Source organism: Flavobacterium akiainvivens, assembly GCF_001278115.1.
In the GTDB taxonomy this organism is placed as follows: domain Bacteria; phylum Bacteroidota; class Bacteroidia; order Flavobacteriales; family Flavobacteriaceae; genus Flavobacterium; species Flavobacterium akiainvivens.
This window is the reverse complement of sequence record NZ_LIYD01000005.1, coordinates 3,109,798-3,122,346: the sequence shown is the minus strand read 5'-3', so window position 1 is coordinate 3,122,346 and position 12,549 is coordinate 3,109,798. Positions and strand designations below refer to the sequence as shown.

At 42.4% G+C, this 12,549-nt stretch carries 18 protein-coding genes; 12 read left to right on the top strand and 6 right to left on the bottom strand.

The window, feature by feature from the left end; translation table 11 throughout:
• Positions 1-2 precede the first annotated feature (2 nt).
• From AM279_RS14025 to AM279_RS14005, 5 genes are all read right to left on the bottom strand, one after another.
• On the bottom strand, positions 3-551 hold the full coding sequence (locus tag AM279_RS14025; protein WP_054408659.1) for a hypothetical protein: 549 nt from the start codon (positions 549-551) through the stop codon (positions 3-5).
• A gap of 2 nt (positions 552-553) precedes the next feature.
• Positions 554-1,240 (bottom strand): SIMPL domain-containing protein, encoded by a 687-nt coding sequence (locus AM279_RS14020; protein ID WP_054408658.1) that lies wholly within the window; start codon positions 1,238-1,240, stop codon positions 554-556.
• A 38-nt stretch (positions 1,241-1,278) separates the two neighbouring features.
• Entirely contained in the window at positions 1,279-2,409 is a 1,131-nt protein-coding gene (locus AM279_RS14015) for an acyltransferase family protein (RefSeq protein WP_054408657.1), read from the bottom strand.
• A 257-nt stretch (positions 2,410-2,666) separates the two neighbouring features.
• Positions 2,667-3,953 (bottom strand): Fic family protein, encoded by a 1,287-nt coding sequence (locus AM279_RS14010; RefSeq protein ID WP_054408656.1) that lies wholly within the window; start codon positions 3,951-3,953, stop codon positions 2,667-2,669.
• A gap of 63 nt (positions 3,954-4,016) precedes the next feature.
• Positions 4,017-4,751 (bottom strand): helix-turn-helix domain-containing protein, encoded by a 735-nt coding sequence (locus AM279_RS14005; RefSeq protein ID WP_054408655.1) that lies wholly within the window; start codon positions 4,749-4,751, stop codon positions 4,017-4,019.
• A 221-nt stretch (positions 4,752-4,972) separates the two neighbouring features.
• On the opposite strand from AM279_RS14005, the gene AM279_RS20665 reads away from it, so the two are divergent.
• From AM279_RS20665 to AM279_RS20890, 12 genes are all read left to right on the top strand, one after another.
• Positions 4,973-5,146, top strand: a complete 174-nt coding sequence (locus AM279_RS20665; protein WP_160316452.1) for a hypothetical protein — start codon at positions 4,973-4,975, stop codon at positions 5,144-5,146.
• A gap of 219 nt (positions 5,147-5,365) precedes the next feature.
• Positions 5,366-5,617: a DUF3127 domain-containing protein gene (locus AM279_RS14000; protein ID WP_054408654.1), complete on the top strand. Its 252-nt coding sequence runs from the start codon at positions 5,366-5,368 to the stop codon at positions 5,615-5,617.
• A gap of 123 nt (positions 5,618-5,740) precedes the next feature.
• A complete protein-coding gene (locus AM279_RS13995; protein ID WP_054408653.1) occupies positions 5,741-5,989 on the top strand; it encodes a hypothetical protein in 249 nt (82 codons plus the stop codon).
• A gap of 379 nt (positions 5,990-6,368) precedes the next feature.
• Positions 6,369-6,839, top strand: a complete 471-nt coding sequence (locus AM279_RS13990) for a Panacea domain-containing protein (RefSeq protein ID WP_236688521.1) — start codon at positions 6,369-6,371, stop codon at positions 6,837-6,839.
• 9 nt (positions 6,840-6,848) lie between these two features.
• The gene (locus AM279_RS13985) at positions 6,849-7,235 is read left to right on the top strand and encodes a hypothetical protein (protein WP_054408651.1); all 387 of its coding nucleotides are present in this window, start codon (positions 6,849-6,851) and stop codon (positions 7,233-7,235) included.
• Between the two features lie 220 nt (positions 7,236-7,455).
• Complete coding sequence (locus AM279_RS20755; RefSeq protein ID WP_162838291.1) at positions 7,456-7,617, top strand: hypothetical protein; 162 nt, start codon at positions 7,456-7,458, stop codon at positions 7,615-7,617.
• A complete protein-coding gene (locus AM279_RS13980) occupies positions 7,617-8,177 on the top strand; it encodes a GNAT family N-acetyltransferase (RefSeq protein ID WP_054408650.1) in 561 nt (186 codons plus the stop codon). Before AM279_RS20755 ends, AM279_RS13980 begins: the two co-directional genes overlap by 1 nt.
• Before the next feature lie 249 nt (positions 8,178-8,426).
• Positions 8,427-8,969 (top strand): hypothetical protein, encoded by a 543-nt coding sequence (locus AM279_RS13975; protein WP_054408649.1) that lies wholly within the window; start codon positions 8,427-8,429, stop codon positions 8,967-8,969.
• Between the two features lie 101 nt (positions 8,970-9,070).
• Entirely contained in the window at positions 9,071-9,523 is a 453-nt protein-coding gene (locus AM279_RS13970) for a hypothetical protein (RefSeq protein ID WP_054408648.1), read from the top strand.
• Complete coding sequence (locus AM279_RS13965) at positions 9,520-9,939, top strand: hypothetical protein (RefSeq protein WP_054408647.1); 420 nt, start codon at positions 9,520-9,522, stop codon at positions 9,937-9,939. The genes AM279_RS13970 and AM279_RS13965 overlap by 4 nt, the downstream gene beginning before the upstream one ends.
• A 76-nt stretch (positions 9,940-10,015) precedes the next feature.
• Positions 10,016-10,855 carry a phage terminase large subunit gene (locus tag AM279_RS20895; protein ID WP_054408646.1) on the top strand — a complete coding sequence of 280 codons (840 nt, stop codon included), beginning with the start codon at positions 10,016-10,018 and terminating at the stop codon, positions 10,853-10,855.
• Positions 10,822-11,346 carry a hypothetical protein gene (locus AM279_RS20890; protein WP_054408645.1) on the top strand — a complete coding sequence of 175 codons (525 nt, stop codon included), beginning with the start codon at positions 10,822-10,824 and terminating at the stop codon, positions 11,344-11,346. Before AM279_RS20895 ends, AM279_RS20890 begins: the two co-directional genes overlap by 34 nt.
• 23 nt (positions 11,347-11,369) lie before the next feature.
• Here AM279_RS20890 and AM279_RS13955 read toward each other — a convergent pair whose 3' ends face one another.
• The gene (locus tag AM279_RS13955) at positions 11,370-12,458 is read right to left on the bottom strand and encodes a hypothetical protein (RefSeq protein ID WP_054408644.1); all 1,089 of its coding nucleotides are present in this window, start codon (positions 12,456-12,458) and stop codon (positions 11,370-11,372) included.
• Positions 12,459-12,549: the final 91 nt, after the last annotated feature.

Below are 12,549 nucleotides of genomic sequence, written 5' to 3'. Positions count from 1 at the left end.
TGTTATTGTTTTCCAATCCATGGTTTTAGTTCGTCCCTTAGTTCTTTTTCCAAATTCGTGATAATGAATTGTAATGCACTTTTCAACTTAACATTTTCAGGACTTCTATTGGCAACCTCATAAAAACTAAACCTGAATTGTGCCTGTTTTAATAATTCTGTCCTGCACCCCAGCTTCAATCCATATGTAGTCTTATTTGCTTGATGAAAGCAATGCTCGTTTATTCTTGAATACAGTTTTTCAGACTTGCCAATATAGAAAGGATACCATTTTTCGTTTGATTTATCTGTTATCCGATTCTTTATAATATTTGGTGTTTTTATGATGTTGCTTTTCCAGTTGTCTTCAAATACTTGAAAATCAAAATCTTTTTGCGGATAGATCTCAATAAAATAAATTCCAAAACTATTCGGGGCGGTAATTTTTCCTGATTCGAAATCAATAAGCTGGCTGTTTTTAAAAGACTGTTTCGAATCTTTAATTAAGCCCCCGGACATCGTTGCCCATTTTTTATCCAGGTTATCTATAAAGGTATTTATAGCATTATTCATAGCTATTCTGCCGCAAATTTTACGGTTATGGTGCGGGTCAGTTCGCCATGCACATTGCCTTTTTCGTCTTCAAACACACGGCCTTTACTAAATACAAAATACACATCATATATGTTCAGGTCTTGTATGTCTTTTTGTTGCTCAACCTCTTTAACCTCAAGTATTTTGCCGGGTTTAAGGCCGCTGGCTGTAGCAATGGCCTGCGCCTTGGCGCGTGCGCGGTTAACCAATTTTGTATAGAGTGCAGTATCATAAAGGGCTTCATCGCCAAATTGCGCGCCACCCAAATGGCCCTGGGCATAATCAAGCGTTTTGATGTCGGCCTTAAGGCGCTTCAGGTCTTTAGTGGTTGTAAGGGTTACTACAATACCTTCCGGAGTTAAGTGGCCAAGGCCCGGCATAGGGTTTTGGGGCTCTTTAAAAGTGTATTTCTTTTTCGTAAGGAATGCTTTTAAATCCTTGATATGTTGCTGTTTTTGAGGGGCATCGGCCTCCTCATTGTATACCGAATCGGCGCTTAAGGGTGGATAAATGGTCCAGCCTTCGTTTGCCGTTACTTCTACTAGGTATTCAAATGATGTGGGCTTCATCCACACGGTGTCGGTTACGGTAACTTCAATAGCGCCCGTTTGCGCGAAAGAGCAAAGGCCGCACAGCAATAATAACAGGTTGAATGTGAGGTTTTTCATGGTGTGAGGATTTCATGCTAAGATAGCAAATTCCCCGCTTACCCCAGCTTCTTCTTAAGCCATTTGCGCACCGGCTCGTCATACAGCTTTAAGCACAGCCACGCCAGGGCTATACTGCCAAAGAACGTAACCAGTGCCCAGGGCAGCGCCTCGCCAAAGGGTACCTTGCCGTTTGCCACATAGGCCGTATAGGTGTAAATAATGGGGTAGTGCGTAATGTAAATGGGGTAGGAGATATCGCCCAGGAACTTGCACACCTTTTGGCCAATGGCCGAGTGTACCTGCCCGCTGGCACCCATGTAAACAATAATAGGGAATAGGATGATAATGCTAAGCGAATCATACAGCCCGTTTGCCCATTTGTGGTCATAACCGCCCACACGCGGAAAGGCTAACACAGCTATAATCAGCAGGCTGCACCATAAAAAGGCGTTGTTAATGCGTGTTATTTTAGTAGTGCGGTACAGCAGCAAACCGGCAAAAAACGGAAACATAACCCGGGTAAAGCCTATGCGCAGCTGTTCTGCCGTAATGCTCCACCCGCCTATAACGTCGCCCCGCTCGCTGGTAACAGCATAGTGAATCAATACTATACCCGACAACACAACCAAAACGCGCAGTGCATTTTTAGAGAAGCGCCTCACAATCAGGGCATAAAGAATGTTGGCCACATATTCAAAGAAAAGCGACCACCCCGGCCCGTTGAGCGGGTGCATTTCCTGCCAGCCTCTAACGTCCATTGAGGGCGGAACCGGTATCAGCGTAAAGCCTATAAGCATGATAACCAGCATATACCACACCGGAGTATCGGCTATTTTGCCCATACCGGCTGCCTCGCTATGCTGAAAGTAAAAGAATATAGCCCCCACTATCATGCCCATAACCACCATGGGCTGCAGGCGCACCAGGCGGCGCTTAAAGAACTCGCCCACGCTCATGCGTTCCCAACGATCCTGGTAGGCATAGGCCATAACGTAGCCCGAGAGCAGGAAAAAGAAGTCTACCGCAAGGTAGCCGTGGTTAATTATCTGTTGTACAGGGTCGCCGTGGGCGTGGGTTTCCATAACGTGAAACGCCACTACCATAAGGGCTGCCACGCCGCGAAGGCCGTCTAATATGGCAAAGTGCGGCTTTGTAGGCAAAGCCTGCTGGGGTATTGTTGTGCTCATTGCTTAAATTTGGTGCAATGTAGCGAAAACGGTGTAGCACCGCAAAATTTTAGGGTATCTAAATGTTTTACAAAAGGTACTGTTTTTGAATGTTTTTATAATCTAAAATAACATGACAACCACAACATTAGGCCTACAGAATATTTTTGTTATTTGATAATCAATACAATAACTGTTTTTGGGGTTGAGAGAGGAACTTGAAAATAGACTTGATGTTACAACGTGTTACATTTGTGTTTGTTTTTAACATGATGTAACTACTTAACAGATTTTGCCAACGTATAATAAAACCCTTTGCCCGACCTTATTTTGGTAAGCCAGCCCTTTTCTTCCAGTTCGGTTAAATCACGGCTGGCGGTTTGGCGTACTATATGGTTGCTATCGGCGTAGGCCGAAATGGTTGTTTGTTCTGCCGGTTTAGCGTTGAGGTAAGCCACAAGGTCGGCCTGACGCTTGCTTAGCCCCTGCGCCATAAGCTGCGGCACTAAAGATGTGGCCCTGCTGCGTTCTTCCTTCTTTTTCTCAGTATATTTTACAAGGTTTTCAAAAGCAACACGCAGGCTTTTAACCGAATAGAGAATAAAATAGGTAAGGTCGTTATCATCATGCTCCGTTTTTAAGAAGGCCTTATCATAGCTGGTACGCGACTGCATTATAGCACGCGATATAGAAATGTGTTTCAATAGATTATACCCTTTTTTTATCATGTACCAGTAAAACAATGCCCTGGCGGTACGCCCGTTACCATCTCCAAAAGGGTGAATGTAGCCCACCATAAAATGCAGGATGGAGGCTTTGATAATGGGGTGTATAAATGTGCGGTCTTCATTAATAAAATCAATCAGGCTCTCTACAAGCTCCGGCACTTCATCATAAGGCGGCGCAGTAAAAGCAATCTCGCCGTCTACATGGTCGGTTATATGCACGGGGTGGTTCCTGAAATTGCCTGAATATTTGGCTGCATCAGTATTAGCCGTCATAATCTGGTGTATTTCAAGGATAAGCTGTACCGAAAGCGGCTCTTCCGTACGGCTTTCAATTTCGGTAATGGCCCTGTAATTGTTCAGGATCATTTGTTCTGATTCATTGCGTGCCGAACGGCCTGATTTAATCATGTCCCGTGCCACATCCGTTGTTGTAGCAGCCCCTTCAATCTGAGATGAAGCAATGGCCTCATCCATAATGGAATTTTTGAGATAACTTGCTTGATCTTCAGGGGTTATCGTGTTTTGGTAAATACTACCTACCAGTTTTAGATCGAAATTGTGGAGTGCCTCATGAATGGCAGATGTTGTATTATAAGTGAAATGTAGGTTTGAAAACAATAAATCTTCAAATGATTTAAAGCGATGGGTTTTAATAATCTGCCATGTTTTAAGTGCATTATAGGGCAGATTAGGTCTATACTTGATGTCAGACCAATAAAAATACCTATCGTCAGACTCTTTTAAAAATGCAATGATCTTAGGGTCAAGAAATGTTTGGAAATATTCTTCTTTAGCTACTTCTGTAAACTCAAACACGGGTGCAGTTTCAAATTTCATGTTACATCATGTTAAAAACATATACAAATGTAACATGATGTAACATGAAAAACAAACTTTTACCTAATAAACCTTCTTCTTACTCACTGTCCGGTTTACGTCTATCACGTAAAACAGCGCCTGTATGTCGTTCATATTCAGGCGGAAGTCCGTAAACTCTGGGCTGTCGTTAAGGCTGTGGCAGGTAATATAGCCCTCCTGGGTGTTGTGCTCTATGATTTCCTTAAGCAGTGGCATCTTGCTTTGGGTGGTATAAATAACCCAATATGGAAAGTCGCGGTAACGCAACTTGCTGTTCCACAGGTGCCTTTGCAGCTCGCGGGTGCTTACAATGCTGTTGCGGGTAATGGCATTGCCGGTGTCATTATCCATGCTGTCGCCCGCCACGCGAAAGGCCACATAGCGCCCCTGCACCGGCTTGTCTACCAAAATGCCGTGCTGGCTGAGGTCCATAAGGAAATCGGCATCCTGGTAATGGTCTAAAAATCCGGCCTGTATGTTAAATTCGGCCAGGGGCATAAGCATATAATATTGCCCGTTGGGCAGCTCAATAAACTTATTGCCGTTTTTGTTTTCAAAGTCGTCAGAAATTTTTACCACTTCGGCATTTTCCACTTTTTTGGTGTAAGGCGAACCATCCTGAAGCACTTTGTGTAATATTTCACTTTTGGACTTCGGAATTGGCTTCCCCTTCTCATAGTTGATAATCGTCTCCCGACTTGCCCCAATCAGGTCGCCCAACTCCTTTTGTGTGAGCCCCAGCTGCTCGCGGCGCTGTTTTATATCTAAACCTTCCATAATCAACACTTTGCATTAATTGTAAAATTATTTTCTACACCATGTAGAAAATTTAACATCAAAACGCTTTGAAAAGTGTAATATTGCACTTAACTTTGCATCGTTGATATGACAAAGGTAAAACTAAAAGTGGAATAAACAACATTGTGTGTGAAAATTATCACACTTTAACACAACTGCTACTTTAAGTCGGCCTTATGTTACCTCTCAAAACCAGAGATTTGCCATACAAAGCAAAAGAAATGATGCATGACAACCCAACCGTGGGTACTACACAAGATGTTGAACAAGAGGACATAGCGGCTCCGGGTTCGGGCACTGTATTAGACCAGCAGGCCGAACTAAGTGCAATAATGCTCTTTAACGCAGATAAGCGGTTTAGCATAACAGAGTGATCAGTGATCAATGTTCAGTAGGCAGCAGTTTACAGTAGTGCTATCCCGGCAGCTATTGACCAACCGACCCTGAAGGGGTCGCGCAAATTAGCCCCGGATGCAATCCGGGGGAGCAGGAGTGAAGCTCACACCCTCTCCTTTGGAGAGGGCTGGGGAGAGGCTCCCAACAACCAAAATCTTTCAATTTTTAAATCATTCAATCTTTAAATCTAAAAAACCATGACCATTACCGGAACCATTGAAAGCATTGAGTACCGCAACACAGCGGGCCACGAAAAAAAAGTAGTAACCCTGGTGCCAGACCACAGGCAGAAAGCCTTTGTAGAATTTCGCGGCCGCCGCATGGACGACCTTAGCCCCTACAAGGTAAACGACGAAATACAGGTAAGCGTAACCCTTGAGGGTAAAACCAGTAAAAACAGCGGCATACAGTACAACAACCTGGTGGCGTTTGCAGTAGAAAGTGCGTAAGCCCCCTAACCCCCAAAGGGGGGAACTCCGCTCATTGACTAAAAAACAGTGTTTAATCAAATTCGCCCCATTAACCGTAAGCCGAGGCTACTCCCCCTTTGGGGGGCGGGGGGCTTCTAAATCATGAACTACAAAATAAAAGGCATTATAACCGCCATAGGCGAAGTAAAAACCACAAAATTAGGCACTGCGGTGCAGCAGCTGCATTTTGAGCAGGAAACCGGCAGGGTGTTTTACCCCTCGGCATTGGGCACAAAAATCGAGATATTACAGGACTTTTTGCCCGGCGATGTAGCCGAAATGGAGTTCCACATCAGCGGCTCTAAAGGCACGTACAACAATGTGATTATAGACAGTATTGTGCGTGTTTAGTTTAGTTTAGGGTTGGGAGTTGCGGGTTGTGGGTTCTGTCACACTGTCCCGATAGCTATCGGGAGTCGAAGCGCCGCTATAGGTGTTTGGAGTCGAAGCGCTTTTTATGTGTGCCTGACCCTGAAAGGGTCAGACTATCCAAAGCCCCAGACATCGTCCGGGGTGTATAAAGGGTTTTGAGTGAAGCTCCTGAAAACTGCGACTGCGACTGACTCGAGGCAAAGCCGAACAGAGTGTAACTAAAACTGAAAAAAGTTCTTTGACATACTGTAAAAATCAATATTAATAAGCCCTTTGTGCAATTTTGCATAGACGGTACAGTTATTGTTCAATAAATTAATAAATCACTATCTTTGTAGTATATAATTAGTAGTCAATCATGTATAATCCGGCCACAATAGCAAACTATTTCATTAAAAAGCACCAGGAAGATGGTACGCTTACACCTATGAAGCTTATAAAGCTTACTTATATAGCTTATGGGTGGTACCTGGCTTTAAGAGATGGCAAGCATTTGGTTAGTGAGAAACCCCAGGCTTGGGATTTAGGGCCTGTAATGCCTACTTTATACCATAATTTAAAAAAATATGGTAAGGAAAAAGTTACAGAACCCATTGTTGAAAATAAAGCCAAAAGTGAGGTTATTACTGATGAAGATGCCTATTTTCTTGATTTTATCTGGGAAAGATATGGCAATTACAACGGCGTAAAATTAAGCGCTATAACACATACAGACGGAACCCCGTGGACTGAAGTATACCCTAAAGGCACTAATCTGGAAATTCCGGATGATCTGATAGAAAAACACTACAAGGGTATAATGGAGAAGGCTTTAGGTGAAACAGCTTAAATAAACCGTATGGCCAACTCACAATTCCGCGATGACATTGACAAGCTTAAGGCAAGTCTTGGAAAATCTATTAAAGCTGATATTAAGCCTGAAGATATTGAAAAAGCTGAGCGCCAGGAGCAATCCTTAGAACATAAGCAACGTGAGGCAGAGTTAGACCGTTACCTGCAGGATACCACACACAGGCGCTCTTTAGTTACATGGGCGGCAACGGTGGTTAGCTTTTGGCTTATTTGCGTAATTTTTATCCTTACAAGAAATACACTTCAATACAAGCTCTCAGATACTATAATGGTTGCCTTATTGGGTACCACCACTATTAATGTGCTTGGGCTTATGATTATAGTGCTAAACGATTTGTTTAAAGGCAAAAAAGAAGATAACAAGCCATCCTGACTCAAGTTTGTTTACCCCAAAATATTTATTGATTTATAGGCGTTTCCAGTAAATTCTTAGCCGCATCAAGGCCCTTTTCGGCCAGCGTTGAGGTTATGTTTATTTTGGTATCGGACATGAGTTTGGTTTTGTAAAGGTAGGGAAGAATGCCTACGGTACAATTATTGTAGTTTGAAAGAAAGTTTATATCTTTGTGAAAGTTTCACAATACTAATACATTATGGCAAAGCCAATTAAAATAACTCCTGTTTTAAGAGGCGCTGATGCGGTAGACTTCTTGAAAAAGCTTGATGAAAACAAGCAGAAGAAAGTAAGCGGAGATTATTTATCTGCCATTCGCAACAGTGCCAAACAACTCGAATCCATATTTAAGCGTAAATAATGGATTTATCAGGGTATGTCCTTTTTAAACTTACCGAAGAAACATTTATCAAACCATTTGATTGTGGCGATGATGACTTGAATGATTTCCTGATTACTAAGGCAAAATCCTATCAAAGAGAATTGTTGGCAGTAACTTATATTCTTGAAGACGAAATAAATACACTTGCTTATTTCAGTATTTTCAATGACAGCCTAAAGGTAGAAGAGGAAGGTTTTGCATCTAAAAATGCCTTTAAAAAATTCCTTGGATTTGTATCGCACCCTAAACGACACCTCAGGCATTTCCCTGCTATGAAGTTAGGGAGATTGGGCGTAAGCGTTACTTTGAAAGGGAAAGGCATAGGTAAAGTTATTGTAGGCTATATTATCAATATGGCGTTAGAGCAAAATGAAAAATGCGCCTGCAAAATTATAACTGTAGATGCCTATGCAGAATCCCTGAAGTTTTATGAAAAGATTGGGTTTATATACTTTACCCCTAAAGACGAAGGCAAAGACACCCGCCAAATGTATTTAGATTTAACGCCGATAATTAATACGGCTGAAGAGCATGAATAAAAGTGCCCATCAAATGCAAATGATGGGCATTAAATAATTTTACTGTTTGTTTGATGCTTTCACGATAAGGTAAATTAACATCAATACACTTATACTTTCCATAGTGTTTTTGTTAGTTATACAATCAGTGAACTACTCCAATTAAACCACAGTTGCCGCTGTGGTTTGTTATTTCAAAATTATATGACCAGTATCTTGTCGTCAATAGCAATTTTCTATGGTTTTTAATATTTCCCAACCCTTTTAAAAATGACCCCCGAAACCGAAGCCCAAGCCTCCGTTTCCGTCAAACCTCCAAAAAAGCGTAAAAAAACCAACCCTGGCCCGTACCAAAACGAATATGCAGAGCAGGCCTACAAGCTGTGCCTGCTGGGCGCGATTGACCGCGACCTCGGCTCGTTCTTTGGCGTAACCCGCGAAACCATCATCCATTGGAAAAGTGACCACCCCGCCTTTGGCTCCGCCATAGACCGGGGCAAGCGCGCAGCCGATATGGAAGTGGCCGAATCGCTCTACCGCGCCACGCTCGACAGGGTAATCACCACAAAACAGGCCATAAAATGCAAGGAGGTATACTATGACGAAAACGGCAAGCGCGTAGAAAAAGAACGCGTAGAAATAGTGGAAGTAGAAAAGTACATACCGGCTGATTTCCGCTCGCAGCAGTTCTGGCTGCGCAACCGCAACCCCAAGCTTTGGAGCCTTAAGCACGAAGAGCCCGACGACTACCCCGTGCGCAGCCTCACCATCAATTTGGGCCCCGGCCAAAACCCTGAAGGCAATCAAGATTAAGTTCTTAAAGCTATTCTAAATTAAATGCTTAACTTTGCATTACAGATAATTAAAATAATATATTTACATATTCGTTTAATTTCAGATTAAGAATATTGAGTATGGAATCAATTGCAACAAAAAAACAAATTACCGACACTTTTAATGAGGTTCGTGAATATTCATTTAAGCAAAAGAGAGAAGATGTCGTAAATTCTTTGTTGGATCAGATACTTGAACTTCAAAATATCATAAGAAACAAAACAGTTTTTTTAGAAGGCTTATATCCTAAGTTTGAAAAAATAACATGGTTAAATGCAGATGATATTGATGATGAAACTCTTAGGATAATTAATGATATTATTTCTACAACAAGAGATATATCTAGGAGCCTTACAATTCAATATGTTTTTTTCAACAATAAGTACAGAAAGTTTGCCTCTGGTGCCTTAAAGGAGTTTAAAGTATCATTGGATGATATTAAAGAAATAACAGATGATATTGAAGATGTGTTTTTTAAACTTCCAAAAGATGACAGGTTTCAAAAAGCAAATGATAGAATTCAGTCTTTATGAAGGTCTTTTCAACTCCTGAATTTAAACATGAGTTTGAAAAACTAATTAAAAACAACTCATATAAATATCTTTCAAAAGAAATTATCAGTAAATATTTTGGTCAATCTGTTGAAGAAGTATCAGATGGTGTAAAATTAAATGGAAATGCTCTTAATGCCTTTATCAAAAAAAGAATAGGGGGCAGTGGAGGTAGTCGTTTATATCTACTTATTATTCAGACTGCTGATTCGGTCTATTTTACATTTATACATCCTAAAACAGGTTCTGCGGGTTATGAAAATATAACCTCCGACAAGAAAGCGCAGCTTTTAGAAGACGTGTATGATTGTATCTCTAAAAATAATCTTTACGAGTTAAGTCCTTGTGAAGAAAAGAAAAAAATAATTTTTTCTGAAGTTAAAACTGTTACAGTTTAGGATAGCTAATATTTCTCTAAGCTATTTATTGTGATAACTACCATCAATTTGGGCCCCGGCCAAAACCCTGATGATCATGAAGCTCCTGCCTAAACAACAGCACGCCGTGTACTTCCTTAAAGATAAGGTAACAGAGGAAGTACTCTACGGCGGCGCGGCAGGCGGCGGCAAGAGCGCCCTGGGCTGCCTGTGGCTTATGGAAATGTGCGGGCGTTACCCCGGCACGCGCTGGCTCATGGGCCGCAGCAAGCTCAAAACCCTGCGCGAAACCACGCTTAACACCTTTTTTGAGCTGGCAAAGCAGTTGCGTTTGTCGCGCCAGTTTAAGTACAAGGCCACCGAAAACATCATCTACTTTAACAACGGCAGCCAGATACTGCTCAAAGACCTGTTCCATTACCCGTCCGACCCAAATTTCGACAGCCTGGGCTCGCTCGAAATTACCGGCGCCTTTATAGACGAATGCAGCCAGGTAGCCTACCACGCATGGCAAACCGTAAAGAGCCGCATACGCTACAAGCTTACCGAAAACAACCTCACGCCGAAAATACTGGGCAGCTGCAACCCCGCCAAAAACTGGGCGTATAAAGAATTTTACAAACCCCACCGCGACGGTACTTTGGCAACCCACCGCAGGTTCATACAAAGCCTGCCAACCGATAACCCGTTTTTGCACCCTGCCTACCTGCAAAGCCTGCTGCGGCTCGATAAAAACAGCCGCGAACGCCTGTATTTTGGCAACTGGGAGTATGACGACGACCCCGCAACCCTGATTGACCGCGATGCCATTGCCGATTACTTCAACCCTGCGCACCTGCAGCCCACTGCATCCGACCTCAAATACATGACCATAGACGTTGCCCGCAAAGGCCGCGATAAACCGTGTTCCGCATCTGGCACGGGTGGGTGTGTATAGCCCGTGAGGCCATTGCCAAATCGGGATTAGATGAGGTAGTGGGCCGCGCCAAAATCCTTCAGGGGAAGCACGGCATTGCCCTGAGCAACATTGTGGCTGATGAAGACGGTGTGGGTGGCGGCGTGGTCGACTTTTTGCGTTGCAAGGGGTTTATAAACAACTCGGCGCCGCTTCCCGTTAAGGAAGGCAACGCCTGGATAAAACCAAATTTCGACAGTCTTAAGAGCCAGTGCAGCATAAAAATGGCCGAGATGATAGCCACACGCCAGGCAGGGGAGTGGTGCCGGGACGATACCGTACTGCAAACCACCACCGAAGAGCTCGAACAGGTAAAACTTAAGGATATAGACCGTGATGGCCGCCAGGGTATAATACCCAAAGAACGTGTAAAAGACCTCATAGGCCGCTCGCCCGATGAGTGGGACAGCATCATGATGCGCTACTGGTTTGCCTTACGCAAAACCTATGTTACGCGGGTAAGGGTAGGGTAGAATGAAATACGGATTGAACGGGTTTAAAATTTACTTAGCCTCATATAGTCTGCCCGTGCAATAATTAAAACGTCTTTATCTACCATAATACGTTCGGTAATGCCGCTGCAGGTAAAATTTAAGGTGTTTATTACCTTGCCTTTATTGTCAAGCAATATATATTTCAGCAGGCCGGCAGTATCGTTAACAATCATCCAGGTAGAAGACCCTGTTGAAAATGTGTTAAACCCAACTTCATCCCAACCCAAATCCTTATATGGTAGGGTTGTAACTGATTTTACCAGGTTGTTATCTGTGTTTATATAATAATACCTCAGGTAGCTGTTCGGGTTTCCATAAACACCCGGAAATACGCACACAACCGTCAGCGTTTTATCGTTTATATAACAGTCAAGAACATATTCGGTCTTATTTGTGGTTAAATATATTTTTGAGAGTTTCCCGTCTTTACACTTAAGTATATTAGACTGCCGGGGATATATAAAAGACCCGGCTAAATAAATGCCCGATGTATCTGTAAGTATCTTTTTGGGCTTGGGAGAATCTTCAGCGCTTTTAACCGAGGTAAGTTTTTTTGTTTTGAGGTTGTAGCTTACTACCGCAAAGCTTCGTTTACTTGTATAGTCTATACCTTCGGCAACCTGATAGGCAAAGTGTAGATTATCTCCCTCAAAAAGTATATTACACGGTTCATAAAAAGAAGGCCCAATGCTAACCTTCTCTTCTACTTCACCCTTCAGGGTCATTATAAGCAAACTAAGGTGAAGGTTCCGCGTAGATGAGGTAACTGTACCCTGATTTACTAAAACATACAGCTTGTCTTTGTTCCGGGCTATCGAATTTACAATATTGGCAGGCTCATCGCTTACCTTAACAGACCACTTTAGCGTTAATGTTTGGCGGTCATAATTATTTATATAGGCATAAGATGCATTTCCGTCATCAATAACCGTTTTATAAGAAATGCCCGCGCAGTATATATCATTTTCATATAACTCTACATCATCAACATATTCCATGTTTACAAGCTTAGACTTGAGGAAATTTTCCTGTGCCCTACACATTGAGGCAAAAAACAGGAGTAAAGCAGGGATATAAAATTTAATCTTCATTGTTGTAATTAATTAGCAGTATTTACTGCGGCCAGTATAATATTATATCTATAAATAAGGGTTTTCAAAATTATTTTATATAAGCAAAAAC

What these genes read in the sequence shown, in the direction of transcription:
- AM279_RS14025 (WP_054408659.1), bottom strand. Translation starts at nt 551, where the DNA reads ATGAATAATGCTATAAATACCTTTATAGATAACCTGGATAAAAAATGG.
- AM279_RS14020 (WP_054408658.1), bottom strand. Translation starts at nt 1,240, where the DNA reads ATGAAAAACCTCACATTCAACCTGTTATTATTGCTGTGCGGCCTTTGC.
- AM279_RS14015 (WP_054408657.1), bottom strand. Translation starts at nt 2,409, where the DNA reads ATGAGCACAACAATACCCCAGCAGGCTTTGCCTACAAAGCCGCACTTT.
- AM279_RS14010 (WP_054408656.1), bottom strand. Translation starts at nt 3,953, where the DNA reads ATGAAATTTGAAACTGCACCCGTGTTTGAGTTTACAGAAGTAGCTAAA.
- AM279_RS14005 (WP_054408655.1), bottom strand. Translation starts at nt 4,751, where the DNA reads ATGGAAGGTTTAGATATAAAACAGCGCCGCGAGCAGCTGGGGCTCACA.
- AM279_RS14000 (WP_054408654.1), top strand. Translation starts at nt 5,366, where the DNA reads ATGACCATTACCGGAACCATTGAAAGCATTGAGTACCGCAACACAGCG.
- AM279_RS13995 (WP_054408653.1), top strand. Translation starts at nt 5,741, where the DNA reads ATGAACTACAAAATAAAAGGCATTATAACCGCCATAGGCGAAGTAAAA.
- AM279_RS13990 (WP_236688521.1), top strand. Translation starts at nt 6,369, where the DNA reads ATGTATAATCCGGCCACAATAGCAAACTATTTCATTAAAAAGCACCAG.
- AM279_RS13985 (WP_054408651.1), top strand. Translation starts at nt 6,849, where the DNA reads ATGGCCAACTCACAATTCCGCGATGACATTGACAAGCTTAAGGCAAGT.
- AM279_RS20755 (WP_162838291.1), top strand. Translation starts at nt 7,456, where the DNA reads ATGGCAAAGCCAATTAAAATAACTCCTGTTTTAAGAGGCGCTGATGCG.
- AM279_RS13980 (WP_054408650.1), top strand. Translation starts at nt 7,617, where the DNA reads ATGGATTTATCAGGGTATGTCCTTTTTAAACTTACCGAAGAAACATTT.
- AM279_RS13975 (WP_054408649.1), top strand. Translation starts at nt 8,427, where the DNA reads ATGACCCCCGAAACCGAAGCCCAAGCCTCCGTTTCCGTCAAACCTCCA.
- AM279_RS13970 (WP_054408648.1), top strand. Translation starts at nt 9,071, where the DNA reads ATGGAATCAATTGCAACAAAAAAACAAATTACCGACACTTTTAATGAG.
- AM279_RS13965 (WP_054408647.1), top strand. Translation starts at nt 9,520, where the DNA reads ATGAAGGTCTTTTCAACTCCTGAATTTAAACATGAGTTTGAAAAACTA.
- AM279_RS20895 (WP_054408646.1), top strand. Translation starts at nt 10,016, where the DNA reads ATGAAGCTCCTGCCTAAACAACAGCACGCCGTGTACTTCCTTAAAGAT.
- AM279_RS13955 (WP_054408644.1), bottom strand. Translation starts at nt 12,458, where the DNA reads ATGAAGATTAAATTTTATATCCCTGCTTTACTCCTGTTTTTTGCCTCA.